17 protein-coding genes are annotated in these 16,370 nt (G+C 66.7%); 11 read left to right on the forward strand and 6 right to left on the reverse strand.

Annotation, left to right across the window (positions count from 1 at the left end; translation table 11 throughout):
• Nucleotides 1-29: 29 nt before the first annotated feature.
• Nucleotides 30-416, reverse strand: coding sequence for a DUF4336 domain-containing protein (locus tag AC1ROX_RS27765; protein ID WP_493131426.1), 387 nt, complete (start codon nucleotides 414-416; stop codon nucleotides 30-32).
• Between the two features lie 59 nt (nucleotides 417-475).
• On the opposite strand from AC1ROX_RS27765, the gene AC1ROX_RS27770 reads away from it, so the two are divergent.
• The 6 genes from AC1ROX_RS27770 (at nucleotide 476) to AC1ROX_RS27795 (ending at nucleotide 5,514) form a co-directional block, all read left to right on the forward strand.
• Complete coding sequence (locus tag AC1ROX_RS27770; protein WP_493131428.1) at nucleotides 476-1,048, forward strand: NUDIX domain-containing protein; 573 nt, start codon at nucleotides 476-478, stop codon at nucleotides 1,046-1,048.
• Between the two features lie 60 nt (nucleotides 1,049-1,108).
• Complete coding sequence (locus tag AC1ROX_RS27775; RefSeq protein ID WP_493131430.1) at nucleotides 1,109-1,855, forward strand: alpha/beta fold hydrolase; 747 nt, start codon at nucleotides 1,109-1,111, stop codon at nucleotides 1,853-1,855.
• A 106-nt stretch (nucleotides 1,856-1,961) separates the two neighbouring features.
• Entirely contained in the window at nucleotides 1,962-2,417 is a 456-nt protein-coding gene (locus AC1ROX_RS27780; protein WP_493131432.1) for a nuclear transport factor 2 family protein, read from the forward strand.
• Nucleotides 2,418-2,498: 81 nt separating this feature from the next.
• Nucleotides 2,499-3,365, forward strand: coding sequence for a TauD/TfdA dioxygenase family protein (locus tag AC1ROX_RS27785; protein WP_493131434.1), 867 nt, complete (start codon nucleotides 2,499-2,501; stop codon nucleotides 3,363-3,365).
• A 2-nt stretch (nucleotides 3,366-3,367) separates the two neighbouring features.
• Entirely contained in the window at nucleotides 3,368-4,582 is a 1,215-nt protein-coding gene (locus tag AC1ROX_RS27790) for a CaiB/BaiF CoA transferase family protein (protein ID WP_493131436.1), read from the forward strand.
• 83 nt (nucleotides 4,583-4,665) lie between these two features.
• Nucleotides 4,666-5,514 (forward strand): enoyl-CoA hydratase/isomerase family protein, encoded by an 849-nt coding sequence (locus AC1ROX_RS27795; RefSeq protein WP_493131438.1) that lies wholly within the window; start codon nucleotides 4,666-4,668, stop codon nucleotides 5,512-5,514.
• Nucleotide 5,515: 1 nt separating this feature from the next.
• Here the strand turns inward: AC1ROX_RS27795 and AC1ROX_RS27800 are convergent, their stop codons facing one another.
• Entirely contained in the window at nucleotides 5,516-6,388 is an 873-nt protein-coding gene (locus tag AC1ROX_RS27800) for an HpcH/HpaI aldolase/citrate lyase family protein (protein ID WP_493131440.1), read from the reverse strand.
• A 2-nt stretch (nucleotides 6,389-6,390) separates the two neighbouring features.
• Nucleotides 6,391-7,326 (reverse strand): 2-hydroxyacid dehydrogenase, encoded by a 936-nt coding sequence (locus AC1ROX_RS27805; protein WP_493131442.1) that lies wholly within the window; start codon nucleotides 7,324-7,326, stop codon nucleotides 6,391-6,393.
• 118 nt (nucleotides 7,327-7,444) lie between these two features.
• Here AC1ROX_RS27805 and pncA point away from each other — a divergent pair, with 118 nt between their 5' ends.
• Both pncA and AC1ROX_RS27815 read left to right on the forward strand, forming a co-directional pair.
• Nucleotides 7,445-8,176: a bifunctional nicotinamidase/pyrazinamidase gene (gene pncA, locus AC1ROX_RS27810; protein WP_493131444.1), complete on the forward strand. Its 732-nt coding sequence runs from the start codon at nucleotides 7,445-7,447 to the stop codon at nucleotides 8,174-8,176.
• Between the two features lie 12 nt (nucleotides 8,177-8,188).
• Nucleotides 8,189-9,190 carry an aldo/keto reductase gene (locus tag AC1ROX_RS27815; protein ID WP_493131446.1) on the forward strand — a complete coding sequence of 334 codons (1,002 nt, stop codon included), beginning with the start codon at nucleotides 8,189-8,191 and terminating at the stop codon, nucleotides 9,188-9,190.
• Nucleotides 9,191-9,237: 47 nt separating this feature from the next.
• On the opposite strand, the gene AC1ROX_RS27820 is transcribed toward AC1ROX_RS27815, so the two are convergent.
• Nucleotides 9,238-9,822 carry a hypothetical protein gene (locus AC1ROX_RS27820; protein ID WP_493131448.1) on the reverse strand — a complete coding sequence of 195 codons (585 nt, stop codon included), beginning with the start codon at nucleotides 9,820-9,822 and terminating at the stop codon, nucleotides 9,238-9,240.
• A gap of 162 nt (nucleotides 9,823-9,984) precedes the next feature.
• Here AC1ROX_RS27820 and AC1ROX_RS27825 point away from each other — a divergent pair, with 162 nt between their 5' ends.
• Nucleotides 9,985-11,856, forward strand: a complete 1,872-nt coding sequence (locus AC1ROX_RS27825) for a tetratricopeptide repeat protein (RefSeq protein WP_493131450.1) — start codon at nucleotides 9,985-9,987, stop codon at nucleotides 11,854-11,856.
• An 18-nt stretch (nucleotides 11,857-11,874) separates the two neighbouring features.
• On the opposite strand, the gene AC1ROX_RS27830 is transcribed toward AC1ROX_RS27825, so the two are convergent.
• Nucleotides 11,875-12,342 (reverse strand): YHS domain-containing (seleno)protein, encoded by a 468-nt coding sequence (locus AC1ROX_RS27830; protein WP_493131452.1) that lies wholly within the window; start codon nucleotides 12,340-12,342, stop codon nucleotides 11,875-11,877.
• Nucleotides 12,343-12,471: 129 nt separating this feature from the next.
• The gene (gene ybaL / locus AC1ROX_RS27835; protein WP_493131454.1) at nucleotides 12,472-14,142 is read right to left on the reverse strand and encodes a YbaL family putative K(+) efflux transporter; all 1,671 of its coding nucleotides are present in this window, start codon (nucleotides 14,140-14,142) and stop codon (nucleotides 12,472-12,474) included.
• A 95-nt stretch (nucleotides 14,143-14,237) separates the two neighbouring features.
• Between ybaL and AC1ROX_RS27840 the strand changes: the two genes are divergently transcribed.
• Both AC1ROX_RS27840 and AC1ROX_RS27845 read left to right on the forward strand, forming a co-directional pair.
• Nucleotides 14,238-15,215, forward strand: a complete 978-nt coding sequence (locus AC1ROX_RS27840) for a Bug family tripartite tricarboxylate transporter substrate binding protein (RefSeq protein WP_493131456.1) — start codon at nucleotides 14,238-14,240, stop codon at nucleotides 15,213-15,215.
• A 176-nt stretch (nucleotides 15,216-15,391) separates the two neighbouring features.
• Complete coding sequence (locus tag AC1ROX_RS27845; protein ID WP_493131458.1) at nucleotides 15,392-16,369, forward strand: Bug family tripartite tricarboxylate transporter substrate binding protein; 978 nt, start codon at nucleotides 15,392-15,394, stop codon at nucleotides 16,367-16,369.
• Nucleotide 16,370 lies beyond the last annotated feature (1 nt).

The following is a 16,370-nucleotide window of genomic DNA, read 5'->3' on the forward strand; positions in this document are numbered from 1 at the left end:
TCGATAAGCCAGGCTAATCTGAAATGTGTTCACCATGTCTCCGAACAGGTGTTCACCATCTCCCCGGCCCAAACACAATACACAGGTGGCACATTCGTGAGGTCGCCATCGAAGGCGAGGTCCTTTCGTTTCTCCCGCAATCCCGGCGGCGCATGGAGAGACGCATCGGGATAGGCACGCTTCCAGTCCGCAAGGAAGACATGATGCAGTGAATTGGGCGCGACCAGATGACGGACTTTCCCGAGGGCATCCATTTGTGCGCGAAGACCGTCCGTCAGCGCCGTCGCCGACCAGATGAAGAGGTCGCCGTCGGTCAATCGTATGACAGCCATTCGGGTGGGATAGTGAAACCCCAGGGCTGCTACGACCTCCGTGCCCTCTGCAATCCAGATCTCGGGGCCAAATTCTTTCAACATGTCCGATCCAACGGGCGAGGCTGTTAGTATCCAGTCCAGCGAAACGGACCGGGGGCTGAATGACGAACGAGAAGAAGGGTCCCTGGACCATACTGTCCCAAAAAGACGTCTACGAGAATCCGTGGATCCGGTTGACCCATCACGAGGTGCTGACGCCGGCGCAGACCCCCGGCATCTATGGTCTCGTCCACTACAAGAACCTCGCCATCGGCGTCGTGCCGGTCGATGCCGAGTTCCATACCTACCTGGTCGGCCAGTATCGTTTCCCGCTCGACGCCTACAGCTGGGAAATCCCCGAGGGCGGCGGGGCGCACGGTATCGATCCGGTCGACTCGGCGGCGCGAGAGCTGCGGGAGGAGACGGGGCTCACCGCGCGCCGCTGGCGGAAGATCCTGGAGGCCGATCTCTCGAACTCCGTCTCGGACGAGCGCGCCGTCGCCTACATCGCCTGGGGCCTGACGCCGGGAGAATCGGAGCCGGAAGCGACCGAAGAGTTGGCCGTGAAGCGTGTTCCGCTGGCCGAAGCGTTCCGGATGGTCGCGGCCGGAGAGATCCGGGACGCGTTGAGCGTGCTGTCACTGCAGGCCGTCCAGCTCCTCCAGCTTCAGGGAAAGCTCGACCTGTCCGAGTAAGCTCTCCGTGACGGGCTCTCCCGCTCGGGTAAACTGCTCCCAATAGTTTAGGGAGAGTAAATGCCGTTCTATCAACAGGGCGACGTACGCATTCGTTATGAAGAGGCCGGCTCCGGCTTTCCGCTGCTGGTCACGCCGGGCGGCGGACTGAATTCGCGGGTCAGCAACTGGCAGACCGCCGTCATCAACGCGATGGAAGAATTCAAGACCGACTTCCGCTGCATCACCATGGACCAGCGCAACGCCAATGGCGGCGAGAGCACCGGTCCGGTGCCGGTGGAGAATGCGTGGGACGCCTTCGCCGACGACCAGCTCGGGCTGATGGATCATCTCGGCATTCGCGAGTTCTTCTACATGGGTTACTGCATCGGCGGCTGTTTCGCCGGCAAGCTGCTGCAGCGGGCGCCCGAGCGGGTCGTCGCCGCCGTGTTCTGCCAGACCGTTGGCCATCGGCCCGAGGATCCCGGCGTCATGGTCCGGCACAGCGCCGACAACTGGATCCCGGGGTTCCGGGAGCGCCGGCCCGACGTGTCGGCGGAGACGATCGAGAAGTACCAGCACAGCCTGTGGGACGTGCAGCCCGATTTCCTCTACAGCGTGCCGCGCGACTTCATCGCCGGCTGTCCCAAGCCGATCCTGGTCCTGCCGGACGAGACGTCCTCGCATCCGCTGCAGACGTCGATCGACGTCGCGTCGCTCGCACCCAATGCCGAGATCACGGTCTTCCCGTGGCGCGACCCGCCCGAGCTCAAGGCGCGCACGATCGAGCGGGTGCGTACCTTCCTGAAATCGCACCTGCCGAAGTAGGGCGCTTTCCCGGAACAACCTCCACTCCTGGGTGTGCGGAGGAGGCGAAACGGGATTAGGCTCGGCTGCCGGCAACGACCGGCCTAGCCTAGGGAAGGAATCGCTCATGAAGATCAATCGGCGTTTTCTGTCTTTCGCCGGCGCGGGTGCGCTGGCCCTGCTTGGAACGGGATCGGTGCGCGTCGCGCGGGCGGAGTCCGGTGACGAGGCGGCGGTCACCAACGCGGTCGAGAACTTCCGCACCGCCATGCTCAAGGCCGACAAGGCGAAGTTCGACGCGCTGTGCGCCGAGCAGATGAGCTACGGTCACTCCGCCGGCCGTCTCGAGACCAAGGCGGAGTTCATCGCCGCCTCGACCAGCGGCAAGAGCACCTGGAACTTCATCACCTTGTCGGAGCCCACGGTGAAGGTCGTGGGCGACAATGCCATCGCGCGCCACATCCTCACCGGCGAAACGCTGAGCGAGGGCAAGACGACGCCCATCAAGATCGGCATCCTGATGGTGTGGCAGAAGCAGGGTGGCGACTGGAAACTGCTGGCGCGCCAGGCCTACCGTATCTAAGGCGCGATACATTCGGATGTGCGGCGCCGCGCCGAGCCCCGCGGCGTCGCTGAAGAGTTCATTGCTGGAGGTCCGTTCGACATGCCCCAACTTCAATACGAAAAGCTGCATCCCGAGTTCGGTGCCCGCATCCGCGGCGTCGACGTCGGCAAGCCGCTCACGCCCGACCTGGTCGCGGAGATCAACGCGGCGGTCGATCGCTACTCCTTCGTCTGCTTCCCCGACCAGGCGATGGACGACGATCGCCAGCTTGCCCTCACGCGGCAGCTGGGCAACCCGGAGCCCAGTCACACCAGCGTCGGCAAGCTCGAATATTTCGGCACGATCGGGAACGTCCAGAAGGACGGCACGGTGCTGGGCAGCACGCACAAGAAGACGATCTTCCTGACCGGCAACAACATGTGGCACTCCGATGCCTCGTTCAAACCGGTGCCGGCCTTCCTCTCGGTCATGTGCGCCTACGAGACGCCGTCCGAGGGCGGCATCACGATGTTCGTCTCGCTGCGCGCGGCCTACGACCGCCTTTCGCCCGAGCGCAAGGCAGAGCTCGATCCGCTGATCGCGATCCACGACTATGTCTATTCGCGCTCCAAGGTCGCGCCCGATGCGGTGTCGCCCGAGCTGGCGGCCTCGCTGCCGCCGGTGCGCCAGCGGCTCGTGCGGGCCAATCCGGCGACCGGCGCGCGTAACCTGTTCCTCGGCTCTCACGTCCGCGAGATCGAGGGCATGGACCCGGCCGCGGGCCGCGCCCTGATCGACGCGCTGACCGACGAGGCGGTCCAGCCCGAGCACGTCTACCATCACGCCTGGCAGCCGGGCGACGTCGTGCTCTGGGACAATCGCTGCCTGCTCCATGCCGGCAGCGGCTACGACGCCGACCGTCACCGCCGCTACATGCGCCAGACCCGGGTCAGCGGAAAATGCTCGACGCTCGAGGAGGCGGCCTGACCGTGTCCGACGAGGCTCTGAACGGCCGGCCGCTCGCCGGCCTGCGTGTGATCGACATCGCCACCTACATCGCCGCGCCCTATTGCGCGACCCTCATGGCCGAGTTCGGCGCCGAGGTGATCAAGGTCGAGCAGCCCAAGGTGGGCGATCCCTGCCGCCGGCTGGGCACGGTGGCCGAGTGCGGCGACACGCTGGTCTGGCTGTCGGAGGCGCGCAACAAGAAGTCGGTGACGCTGAACCTGAAGTCGCCCAAGGGCGCGGCGATCCTGAAGCAACTCGCCGCCAAGGCCGATGCCCTGACCGAGAACTTCCAGCCGGGCACCCTGGAAGGCTGGGGCCTCGGCTGGGACGTGCTGAGCGGCGTCAACCCGCGCCTCGTGATGCTGCGGGTCTCGGGCTATGGCCAGACGGGGCCTTACAGCCACAAGCCGGGCTTCGGACGGATCGGTAATGCCTTCGGCGGCATCTCCTTCCTGGCGGGCGACCCCGAGGGGCCGCCGGTAACGCCGGGCTCGGCGACGCTCGCCGACTACATGGCGGGACTCTACGGCGCGCTCGGCGTGATGATGGCGCTGCGCTCGCGCGACGCCACTGGCCGCGGCCAGCAGATCGACATCGGGCTCTACGAGCCGATCTTCCGCATCCTCGACGAGATGGCACCGGCCTACGACAAAGTGGGTTTCATCCGCCAGCGCATGGGGGCCGCGGCACCCAATGTCTGTCCGCACAGCCACTACCAGACCGGCGATGGACGCTGGATCGCCATCGCCTGCACCAATGACAAGATCTTCGCCCGCATGGCCGGGCTGATGGGACGGCCCGAGGTGGCGGGCGACGGCATCTACGGCACGATCGCCCAGCGCGAGAAGCAGCGCCCCGCGGTTGACGGCCTGGTCGCCGACTGGGCGAAGCGGCACACGCAACAGGAGGCCGTCCGCCTTTGCGAGGGCGCGGAAGTGCCGTGCGGGATCGTGGCGTCGGTCGACGAGATCTTCCTCGATCCGCACTACGCGGCGCGCGGCAACATCGCCCGCGTGAACGACCCGCGCAGCGGCGAGCTCGCGGTTCCCAACGTCGTGCCGCGCCTCACCGGCACGCCGGGCGGCATCGACACGCTCGGCCCCGCGCTGGGGCAGCACAATGAAGAGGTCTACGGCACGCTGCTGGGCATGAGCGCCGGCGATCTGCGCGGCCTGGAGGCCGAAGGCGTGATCTGAGAGGCGCTGCGAAACTGTACCCATGACGGCTGCTTTGCGCCGGTCGATACTCCGCGTCCCCAATCAGTACCGAGGAAACGCGCATGGCACCGAAGCTCGTCGACTACCTGTCGTACGAACCCGAGGAGAACGGAATCCTCTGGATCAAGTTCAACCGCCCGGACCGGCTCAACGCGCTGGTCGGGACGGCGGAGGAGAACGGCACGGTCGCCAAGGTCGGCGAATACATGCGCGCCGGCGACGACGATCCGAAGATCCGCGTGATCGTGCTCACCGGCGTCGGCCGTGTCTTCTGTGCCGGTGCCGATCTGCGCTCGAAGATGCCGGCGGAGGTGACGGGCGAGGAGTTCCCCGGCAACCGCGGCTCCCACGAGGGGCCCGACGCCGCGCGCCAGCATTTCTATCACGGCTTCACCAAGCTCCACCGCGACATCTCGCTGATCCGCAAGCCGACAATCGCCATGATCAACGGTCCGGCGGTCGGATCGGGCATGGACATGGCGCTTCATTGCGACATCCGCATCGGCTGCGATAAGACGCGTTTCATCGGCTACCACAATGCCGGCCAGATCATCGAGAATGGCGGATCCTACTACCTGCCCAAGATGGTCGGCCTCGGCCGCGCGCTGGAATTCGCCTACACCGGCGAGCTCGACGCCCAGCGCGCCTACGACTGGGGCATGCTCAACCATCTCGTCGCCTCGGAGAAACTGGAGGAGACCACGCGCGCATTGTGCGATCGCATCATCAAGGTGCCGCCGCTGGTGCAGTGGGTCGGCAAGCGCATCATGCGCGCGGCCCTCGACAGCACGCTCGAGACCACGATGGTCCTCACCTCGAATGCCGGCGGCATCCTGAACGGCTCCGAGGACGCCAAGGAAGCGCGGAAGGCCTTCGCTGAGAAGCGCCCGCCGGTCTTCAAGGGCCAGTGAGCTAAGTCATCTCTCCGGCGGCACGCGCCAGGTCGAGCGTGCGTCGCGCCTTGTAGACGATTGGGTAGTCGATGAAGTAACCGTCGAGCTGGATCGACGAGGAGCCCTCGCGTTCCGCCTGGTCGAACGCCGCGACGACGCGTTTCGCGAAGGCGATCTCCGCTTCGGTTGGGGTGAACACCGCGTTCACCCGTTCGACCTGGGGCGGGTAGATGCACATCTTGCCCTGAAAGCCGAGCTGCTTGGCCCGCTTGGCAGAGTTCGCGACTCCGTCGAGGTCCTTGATATGGACCCAGACGGTGTCGATCGGCGCTTCGAGGCCGGCGGCGCGGGAGGCCACGGCCATCTCGGCCCGCGCATGCTCCAGCTCGCTCTCGCCCAGTGTCCATTCCATGTTCACGTCGAGCGTGTAGTCGCCGGCGCCGAAGGCCATGCGCTTCACCCGCGTGCCCGCGGCGGCGATGGCCCGCGCGTTGGCGATGCCCTTTGCCGTTTCGACGATGGGGATGATGTCGATGCCGCCCGGCGGCAGGCCGCGCTCGCGTTCGAGTGCCCCGACAAGCCAGTCGAAGGCCGCGATCTGCTCGCGTCTCTCGACCATCGGCAGGATGATGCCGTCGAGGCCCGGACCGACGATCGCCACGGCGTCGCCGTAACAGAATTCCGTGTTGAAGCCGTTGACCCGGATGTACGCACCGATCTTGCGTGGCCGTTTCAGCGCCTCGACGACGAGCGCGCGGGTCGCGACCTTCTCGGCTTTGGCCACCGCGTCCTCGAGGTCGAGGATCACGTGGTCGGCGCCACAGTCGAAGACCTTCTCGACCTTCCGCGCATGGTTGCCGGGCGCGAACAGGAAGCTGCGATACGCCGCCACGGTCAGTAGCCCTGCGCGACGTCGATTTCCTGCAGCAGCCGTCCACCGGCCTCGAGGCTGCGCAGGTTCGCGGCGACCTCGGCGACCAGTTGCCCGACGGTCGGCCGCCGCGCCACGTGCGGCATGATCGTGACCCTGGGATGCAGCCACAGCGGGTTGTCCGGCGGCAGCGGCTCGGGGTGGAGGGCGTCCAGGGCGGCGTAGGCGAGCTGGCCCGAATCGAGGGCGGCGATGAGGTCCTTCTCCACCACGTGCTTGCCGCGCCCGATGTTCACCAGCATCGATCCCTTCGGCATCATGGCGAAGGTGTGCGCGTTGAAGATGCCCTCGGTTTCGGCCGTCAGCGGCAGCAGGCACACGGCGATGTCGGTCTGGCCGAGAAAGGCTTCGAGCTGGTCGCGGCCGTGGAAGAGCGGGACCTCGGCGGCCGGCCGAGGCGAGCGTACCCAGGCGGAGACCGGGAAGCCCAGCGACTTCAGGACCAGCGCCGGCGCCGTGGCCATCATGCCGAAGCCCAGGAAGCCGACGCGCCTCTGCTCGGGCCGCACGATCGGCACCCGAAGCCATTCCTTGCGGGCCTGGGCTGCCTGGTAGCCCGGCACGTCGCGATGCAGGCGCAGGACATGCATGACGGTGTACTCCGTCATCATCGGATCGCCGCCCGAAGGTTCGACCTTGCCGAGCGGGACCTTGGGCAGCTTCGGATGCCGGACGAAGCTTTCGACGCCGGCGGAACGGCTGAACATGGCCTTCAGGTTGGGGAAGGCGGGAAGCTGGTCGAAATCCGGATGCATGAAGGCGAGATATTCGATGTCCTTCACGTCGCCGGCGTCGGGCCAGAAGCGAATGGGCAGGTCGGGAAGCTGCTCCTTGAAGGCATCGCGGAAGGCCTCGGCACTGCCGATGACCTTGTCCAGATTGACGATGAGCAATGCCATGCAACCTCCATGCCTTCGTCGGCACGACAGTTTCCCGATGCCGCGATCGGCATCGAGCTTCGCAGTTTCGTTCCGGAGGCGCTAGACTGGGGCATCATCCAACGTCGGAGGATGGCTCATGACATCGAATACACTTCGTCTGTCTCGCCGTGGCTTCATCTGGTCGGCAACGGCGCTCGGCTTCGCCGGCGGCGCAGTGTCGCCGGTCCTCGCCGCCGATCCGGTCAAGCCCGGCGCCAACAGCGCCCTCATCGTCATCGACGTCCAGAACTGCTTCGTTGACGGCGGCACCCTGCCGGTGAAGGGCGGTGCCGAGGTCGTGCCGATCATCAACAAGCTCGCCGGCTCGTTCCGCAACGTCGTCGTGACCCAGGACTGGCACACGCCGGGCCATGCCTCGTTCGCCACTGCGCACGCCGCCAAGAAGCCGTTCGAGACGATCGGCCTCTCCTACGGCACGCAGGTCCTCTGGCCTGACCATTGCGTGCAGGGCTCCGACGATGCGGCCCTTCACAAGGATCTCAAGCTGCCGACGGCGCAGCTCATCATCCGCAAGGGCTTCAACAAGGACGTCGACAGCTACTCCGCCTTCGAGGAGGCCGATCGCAAGACGACGACGGGCCTTGCGGCCTATCTCAAGGCGCGCGGCATCGACACGGTCTTCCTGACCGGACTCGCCACCGATTTCTGCGTCGCCTGGACGGCGCTGGATGCCCGTAAGCTCGGCTTCACCACCTACGTGATCGAGGATGCGACGCGCGCCATCGACCTCAACGGCTCCCTGGCCGCCGCCTGGAAGCAGATGACCGAGGCCGGCGTGAAGCGCATCCAGTCGAGCGACATTTCCTAGAGAAGGCACAGCATGACCACGACCAACACCTTCGTCCGCTCGCTCGGCAAGAGCGGCATCGACGTCTTCCCGATCGGACTCGGCTGCATGTCGCTGTCCGGCGCCTATGGGAAGAGCGACGATGCCGCCGCGATCCGCCTGATCCATCATGCGATCGAGCGCGGCGTCACCTTCCTCGACAGCTCCGACATGTATGGCTGGGGCCACAACGAGACGCTGCTCGGCCAGGCACTGGCCGGCGGCAAACGCGACAAGGTCGTGCTGGCCACCAAGTTCGGCCAGATCCAGCGGCCGGGCGGCCTGAATGGCGTCGATGGCAGCCCCGCCTATGTGAAAGCGGCCTGCGACGCGAGCCTGAAGCGGCTGGGCGTCGAGGTGATCGATCTCTACTACCAGCACCGGGTCGATCCTGCGGTGCCGATCGAGGACACGGTCGGCGCCATGGGCGAGCTGGTGAAAGCCGGCAAGGTGCGCGCGCTCGGCCTCAGCGAAGCCGGTCCCGAGACGATCCGGCGGGCGCACAAGGTGCATGCCATCGCGGCCGTGCAGAGCGAATACTCGCTGCTCTATCGCCGCGATGCCGAGGAGACGCTGGAGACGACGCGCGCGCTCGGCATCTCCTTCGTGGCCTACTCGCCGCTCGGCCGTAGCCTGCTGACCGGCGCGGTGCGCCAGCCTTCCGACATTCCCGAAGGCGACAATCGCGGCCGCCATCCGCGCTTCGCGGCGGACAACCTCGCGCGCAATCTCGAACTCGTGTCGGAGATCGAGGCGGTGGCCAGGGTGAAGAACTGCACGCCCGGGCAAGTCGCTTTGGCCTGGCTGTTGGCGCAGGGCCCGGACATTGTGCCGATCCCCGGCACCAAGCAGGCCGCGCGCGTCGACGAGAATGTCGGCGCGGTCGCGGTGACGCTGTCCGCAGAAGAGGTGGCGCGCCTGTCATCGGCCCTGCCGCCGGGCGGTCCCGCCGGCACGCGCTACCCCGAAACGCAGATGAAAGCCGTGTACGTCTGAACGCGTCAATGGAGCGCGCAACTGGAGTTGCGCGCTCCCATGAGCCGCTACTGCGGCCAGCCGAGTTCGATCTCGACCACGACCGGCTTCGTCTGCCGCATGGCGCTGTCGGTCGACAGGAACTCGACGTCGCCGTTCACCTTGTCGAGCGCATCGCCGGGCGCATCGCTTGCCGGATCGAAGCGCACCGAGAGATTGCAGCCGCCGACCGGCTTGTCGAGCCGGCCGCCGTCCCAGCCGTTCGAATAACCCCCTTGATCCCAGCCGAATCCCGACAGGGTGAAGGGCTTGCCGTTCATCGCCTCGATCTCGACCAGCGTCGCACCGTTCACGACCGGCTTGTCGAGACCCGTGACGGCGACCGGCCAGGTCGAGCCGTTGCGGATGATCACGACGTTGGGGCGGGCATAGGCACCGTGCCAGAGGATGTCGATGCGCTTCCCGGGATCCTTTGCGAAGATGGCGGTCCCCGGCTCCGTATTGCCTTCGCCGACGTAGATGTCGGCCCGTTCGACATTGGCGGCGCCGAAGATCCGAGCCAGCGTGCGTTCGTCGGCGTTGCGGGAGAAGGGCCCCGTGCAGTCGAGCACCGTCGGCATCTGGTCCTGGGCGAGGGCGGGCGCCACAGTCATGACGCAAAGTAGGGATGCAAGGCGCAGGGACAGGGACATCTCGCTCTCGAACCGTTCTGGCGGTAGGTACCGCCCGGACGCCATATTGGGACCACCGCAGGGAAGCCACAGCATGACCGAAGAAGTCGTCTTTTATCACAAGCCGCGCTGACACGAGACCCGATGCCGGCTACCCCCAACAACCGCAGACTGGCGACGATCCTGTTCGCCGACGTCTACGGCTACAGCCGCATGATGCGCGCCGACGAGGAACGCACCCTCGTCGACCTGCGCGCGCATCTGGCCGAGCTGGTGGCGCCGGTGGTCGAACAGTTCCACGGCCGCATCGTGAAGACGGTGGGCGACGGCGTGATGGTCGAGTTCGGCAGCGCCGTCGAGGCGGTGCGGTCGGCCGTCGAGCTGCAGCGGGGCATGGCGGAACGCAATGCCGGCGTGCCGGTCGAGCGGCGGCAGGCCTTCCGCATCGGCCTGAACCTCGGCGACGTCATCGCGTCCGGCGACGATGTCTTCGGCGATACGGTCAACGTCGCTGCCCGTCTGCAGGGCGTGGCGGAGCCGGGCGCCATCGTGCTGTCGGTCGGCGTCTACGAGCAGGTGCGCGACAAGCTCGCTCTGCCGTTCCGCGACCTCGGCAACCGCTCGGTGAAGAACATCGACCGGCCGGTCCGCGTCTACACGCTCGATCCTGCGGCGCTCGCCGATGGTGCTTCGGCCTTGTCCACGGCGCCGCGACGCCATCGGATGGTGGCCGCCATCGTGACCGTTGCAGCTATAGCGCTCGCGGGCGCCGGCGCCTTCTACTATTCGAGTCGCGTCGTGCCGGAGGAGACCGTGGCGACCGCGCATGTGCCGGCCGAGACGGGCCTTTCGGTGGCGGTGCTGGTCTTCGCCAACCAGAGCGGCGATCCCGGCCAGGATTACTTCTCCGATGGCCTCAGCGAGGACATCACGCGCGCGCTGGGCCGCTTCAAGCAGCTGACCGTCCTGTCCTATGGTGCGGTGCTGCCCTTCAAGGGCAAGAACATACCGCTGGAGGAGATCGGGCGCGCGCTCAAGGCCCGCTACATCGTGGGCGGCACGGTGCGCCGCATGGGCTCGCGCGTGCGCGTCACCGTCCAGCTCAGCGATGCGATGAGCGGCACGCAGCTCTGGTCCGAGCAGTACGACGACGATCTCGGCGACATCTTCGCCGTGCAGGAGCGCATCGCCCGCCGGGTCGCCGGCACGCTGGCGAGCAACCTGCAGCAGATCGCCCTGCACCAATCCTTGCGCAAGCCGACCGACAATCTCGATGCCTATGACATGCTGCTGCGCGGCCGCGCGATGGCGGGCGAGGTGACGCGCTCAGGCAACCGGATGGCGCGCGAGATGGTGGAGAAGGCGATGCTGATGTCGCCGACCTACGCCGACGCCTATGCTGAGCTGGCCGGTGTCTATTTCGAGCGGGCCACCTTCGGCTGGTCCGAGTTCGCCCAGCAGGACATCGACACGGCGATCCGCTACGCGCAGAAGGCGATCGAGCTCGACGAGGAGAACGTGCCGGCGCGCGGCGTGCTCGCCCGCGCCTATGCCGCCACCCAGAAATACGAGCTGGCGATGGCCGAATCGGAGCGCGCGCTCGACATCAATCCGAGCGATGCCGAGGTCCTGCTGGCGCGGGCCGCGGTCCTGCTGTGGACGGGCCGTATCGAGGAATCGATCGCGACCGCGGAAATCGCCGCGCGGCTCAATCCGAATATCGGTCCCGAGGCCGCGCTCAATCTCGGCATCGCCTACCTGTTGAGCGGCCGCCATGCCGACGCGGTGCGACTGCTCGAGTCCGTCCGCGCGCGCTTCCCGGCCTATCCCTTGCTCGACCTGCCGCTGGCCGGCGCCTACGCCGAGATGGGCCGCCCGGCCGAAGCGAAGGAAGCGCTGGAAGAGGGCCGGCGCAAGAACCCGCATCTCGATGCCGCGAGCTTCGGCACGCGCTTCCAGGACCCGGCGTTGCAGCGCCGGGTCGAAGCGAGCCTGCGCAAGGCGGGGCTGAACTGACGGGGAAGGGCGCCGGGCCTACTGGCTCGGCGCGTTCTTCAGGGTCTGCCAGTTGGCGGCGGCGCGCGTCGCGTTCGTCTCGGCATCCTGGCGGAAGCGCTCCGAGCCGGCGGCGCTGGCGAAGATGTAGAGACGGCCGTTGGAGATGGTCCAGATCGTCGGATCGGACTCGCGGCGATTGCCGTTGGCCATGTTCATGGCGCACTGGCCGCCGAACTGCGGCGCATACTTGTCGGGATTGGACCTGAACATCTCGCGGTGCTGGGCATTGGCGAAGCGGTAGCGCACGCCATCCCACACGAGCTCGTAGGTCGCGACTCCCGGCGTCGGAGCGCCCAACGTGAAATAGGCAACGGGATCGTATCCCTTGAGGCCGAGCCGCGCGGTGGATTGGCCCGATTGCGCAAAAGCCGGAAACGCTCCCGCGGCGCTGCCGACGATGGCGACAGCGGTTGCCCCGCACAGGAACGCACGACGCGTAGACATGGCTCACTCTCCCGGACATGCCGCAACTCACGGCGGCAGATCGCGACGTGGGCCTCAATTAGGGCGGGATGGGGGCGTCCTGTAAACGGTCGTTCAATGCAGCCCGGACGAGCAGACCAGAGGGGCAGATCAGATCGGCACGGCCGGATCGTCGGCCCGGCCGCGCTCCAGCATGCGATGGGCGATTTCGGTTTCGCCGAGGACGATGAGATTGGCGCCCAGCTTCTCGAAATGTTCCACCGTCGCGCTCGAATGAGCCCGTGCCAGGATGTCGAGCTTGGGATTGGCCGCGCGGGCCTGCTCGATGATCTGGCCGGCCTCGAAGGCTTCGGGAATGGTGACGTAGAGCCGGCGGGCACCGGCGAGGTTGATCGCGGCGATGAGCGCGGGTTCGGCGGCGTTGCCGGAAAACACTTCCGCCCCATCCCGCCGTGCCCGCTCGACGCCCGCGTCGCTGGCCTCGACGACGATCATCTTGCCGCCGTCGCGCGCCAGCCCCGCACCGACCAGGGCACCGACGCGGCCGTAGCCGATCACGATATCGTGGCCGCTTAGGGTCGTCGGCACGAGGGCCGTGGTGGATTCGTCGGGCGTGTCCTGTGTCGGCGCGGTGCCCTTCTTGCCGTCCATGCGCTCGAGCAGGGTGAAGACGAAGGGGTTCACCATGATCGATACGATGGCCCCGGCCAGGATGAGGTCGCGCGACTCCTTGGGCACCATGTTCAGGCTGATGCCGATGCCGATCAGGATGAACGAGAACTCGCCGATCTGCGCAAGACTCGCCGAGACGGTGAAGGCGGTCGACCGGCTGTGGCCGAAGGCGCGGACGATCAGGTAGGCGGCGGCCGACTTGCCGACGATGATGATGGCGATGGTGGCGATCACCGCCACCGGCGCATCGACGAACACCGCCGGATTGAGCAGCATGCCGACCGAGACGAAGAACAGCACCGCGAAGGCATCGCGCAGCGGGATGGCTTCCTCCGCCGCGCGCTGGCTGAGATCGCTCTCGCCCAGGACCATGCCGGCGAAGAAGGCGCCCAGCGCGAAGGAGACGTCGAAGAAGTAGTGCGCGCCATAGGCGACGCCGAGCGCGACGGCGTAGACGGCAAGCCGGAACAGCTCGCGCGATCCGGTATGCGCGGTGTGGTGCATCAGCCACGGGATCACCCGTCGCCCGACGATCAGCATGATCGCCACGAAGATCGAGACCTTGGCCAGCACGACGAGGAGCGAGAACAGGATGCGGGTGGCGGGAACGCCGTTATCCGCTGTCGCCAGGGCCAGCGCCGGCAGGAGGACGAGGGCCAGGACCATGGCGAGATCCTCGACGACCAGCCAGCCGACGGCGATGCGGCCGCGATTGGTCTCGAGGATGTGACGGTCCTGCAGGGCGCGGATGAGGACGACGGTACTGGCCACCGAGAGGGCGAGGCCGAAGACGAAGCCGGCCAGGGGCGGCCAGCCGAGCGCCCAGGAAAGGCCGGCGCCCATCAGGGTCGCGACGCTGATCTGGCCGATCGCGCCGGGGATGGCAATGCGCGCCACCGAGAGCAGGTCTTTCAGTGAGAAGTGCAGGCCCACGCCGAACATCAGGAGGATGACACCGATCTCCGCGAGTTCCGTGGCGAGGGCGGGGTCGGCGGTGAAGCCCGGCGTGTAGGGGCCGACCATGACGCCGGCGAGGAGGTACCCGACCAGGGGCTGGATACGCAGCCTCTGGGCAATCAATCCGAAAACGAAAGCGAGCATCAGACCCGCAGCAATGGTGGCGATGAGCGGGGTGTGCTGCTCCGGCATCCGGTGTTTCTCTCCGCGAGTGATTGGGCCCACTCCGATGTGGCGCTCGCAGGCGGAAATTGCAATCTGTTCGCGGGGATTGGGAGGAATTTGAAATGACAATATCGCGACGCAGATTTCTTGGGACGAGTCTCGCACTGACGGCCGCGGGCGCGACCGGCGGGCCGGTGTGGGCGCAGAACTTCCCGAGCAAGCCCATCCGCTGGATCGCGCCCTTCGCGGCCGGCGGCAACTACGACGTCACGTCACGCCTGGTCGGCGAGGGCATGTCTCGCAATCTCGGCCAGCAGGTCATCATCGACAATCGCCCCGGCGCCGGCGGTCTCGTGGGCGCCGAGGCTGCGGCCAATGCGCCGGCCGATGGCTACACCGTCGTCATGGGCAGCTTCAGCGTGCTGTACGTGTCGCCGTATCTCGCCGGCAAGCCGTCGCTGGTACCGATGTTCGCGCCGATCAGCCTGCTCTCCACCGTGCCGATGGTCATGGTCGGCCGGGCCGATGGCCGCTTCGCCGATGCGCGCGCGGTGATTGCCGAAGCCAAGGCCAAGCCCGGTACGGTCAGCATCGGCCATGCCGGCAACGGCACGACCAACCACATCGCCATCCTGCGTCTCGAGGTGAACGAGGGCGTGAAGTTCAACATCATTCCCTACAAGGGCTCGGCCCCCGGCCTCGCCGACCTGATGGCGGGCCAGATCGATCTCTACATGGACCAGCTCACGACCTCGCTGCCGCACATCAAGTCGGGCAAGCTGAAGGGCCTGCTGGCGATGAGCCCCGATCGCATCGCCCAGCTTCCCGACACACCGTCGCTCACCGACATCGGCAGCAAGCCGTTCGACGGCGGCACGACCGCCGGCGTGCTGGCCCGCGTCGAGACGCCCAAGCCGATCCTCACCACGCTGAACAACAGCGTCGTCACGGCGCTGAAGGAGCCCGCCATCGCCACGAAGTTCGCCGAGCTCGGCGCCGTGGTGCGGCCCTCGACGATGGAGGAGTTCGCAGCTTACATGAAGGATCAAGAGGTCAGCGTTAGCGCACTTGTGAAGTCGGGTTTGTTGAAACCCGAATGAGCGGGCGCCATGTCGGCGATATGACCTCTCTCTGCAAGACGATCGCGCTGGTTATGGCGTTTGCCATCGCCGGTACTTTGGCAGGATGCTCGGGCATCCCGCAGGATGGCCGCTACCAGACTCATGGGACCGGCTGGGACAACTGGCGAGGCTGATAAAAACAAAGGGGGAGGATCATGAAAATAGACAGGCGCGGCTTTCTGGGGGCCGGCGTCGCCGGCCTGGCAATGGCCGGTATGGCACGACACGCCACGGCGCAGTCTTTTCCCAACAAGCAGATCCGCTGGGTCATCCCCTTCGCGCCGGGCGGCAACTACGACGTCACCGCCCGCATCGTCTCCGATCCGATGGGCCGCCATCTCGGCCAGGGCATCCTGATCGACAACAAGCCGGGCGCCGGCGGCGTCGTCGGCCTCGAGGCCGCGCTGAACACGCCGCCCGACGGCTATACGATTTCGATGGCGAGCTTCACCGTCGCCTACGTGGCACCGATCTTCGCCGGCAAGCAGCCGCTGCTGCCGCAGATGGCGCCGGTCAGCATCCTGACCACCGTGCCGACCCTGGTGGTCACGCGGGCCGACAGCCGCTTCAAGGACATGAAGAGCGTGATGGCGGAGGCCAAGGCCAAGCCTGGCGCCATTTCGGTCGGCCATTCCGGCAACGGCACGACCAACCATGTCGGCATCCTGCGCCTGCAGCTGAACGAGGACATCAAGCTCAATATCATTCCCTATCGCGGCGCCGGTCCCGGCATTGCGGACCTGCTGGCGGGCAATCTCGACCTGTTCGTCGACCAGCTCACCAGCTCGATGCCGCACATCCAGTCCGGCAAGCTGCGCCCGCTCGCGACCTTCAGCCTCGAAAAGGTGCCGGACCTGCCCAACGTGCCGACCATCGGCGAGTTGGGCCTGAAGCCCTTCGACGGCAACACGACGGCCGGCGTGTTCACCAATCCCGATACGCCCAAGCCCATCATCGCCCGCCTGAACGAAGGCGTGGTCGCGGGCCTCAGGGACGAAGCCGCCAACAAGAAGCTGCGCGAGCTGGGCGCCATCGTGCGCCCCTCGACGCCGGAGGAATTCACGGCGGCGCTGAAGGCAGATGAGGCGAACGTCTCGGAACTGCTGAAGCTCGGCCTGCTGAAGCCCGAATAGG

Source organism: Reyranella sp. GW821-FHT14A01, assembly GCF_058803965.1.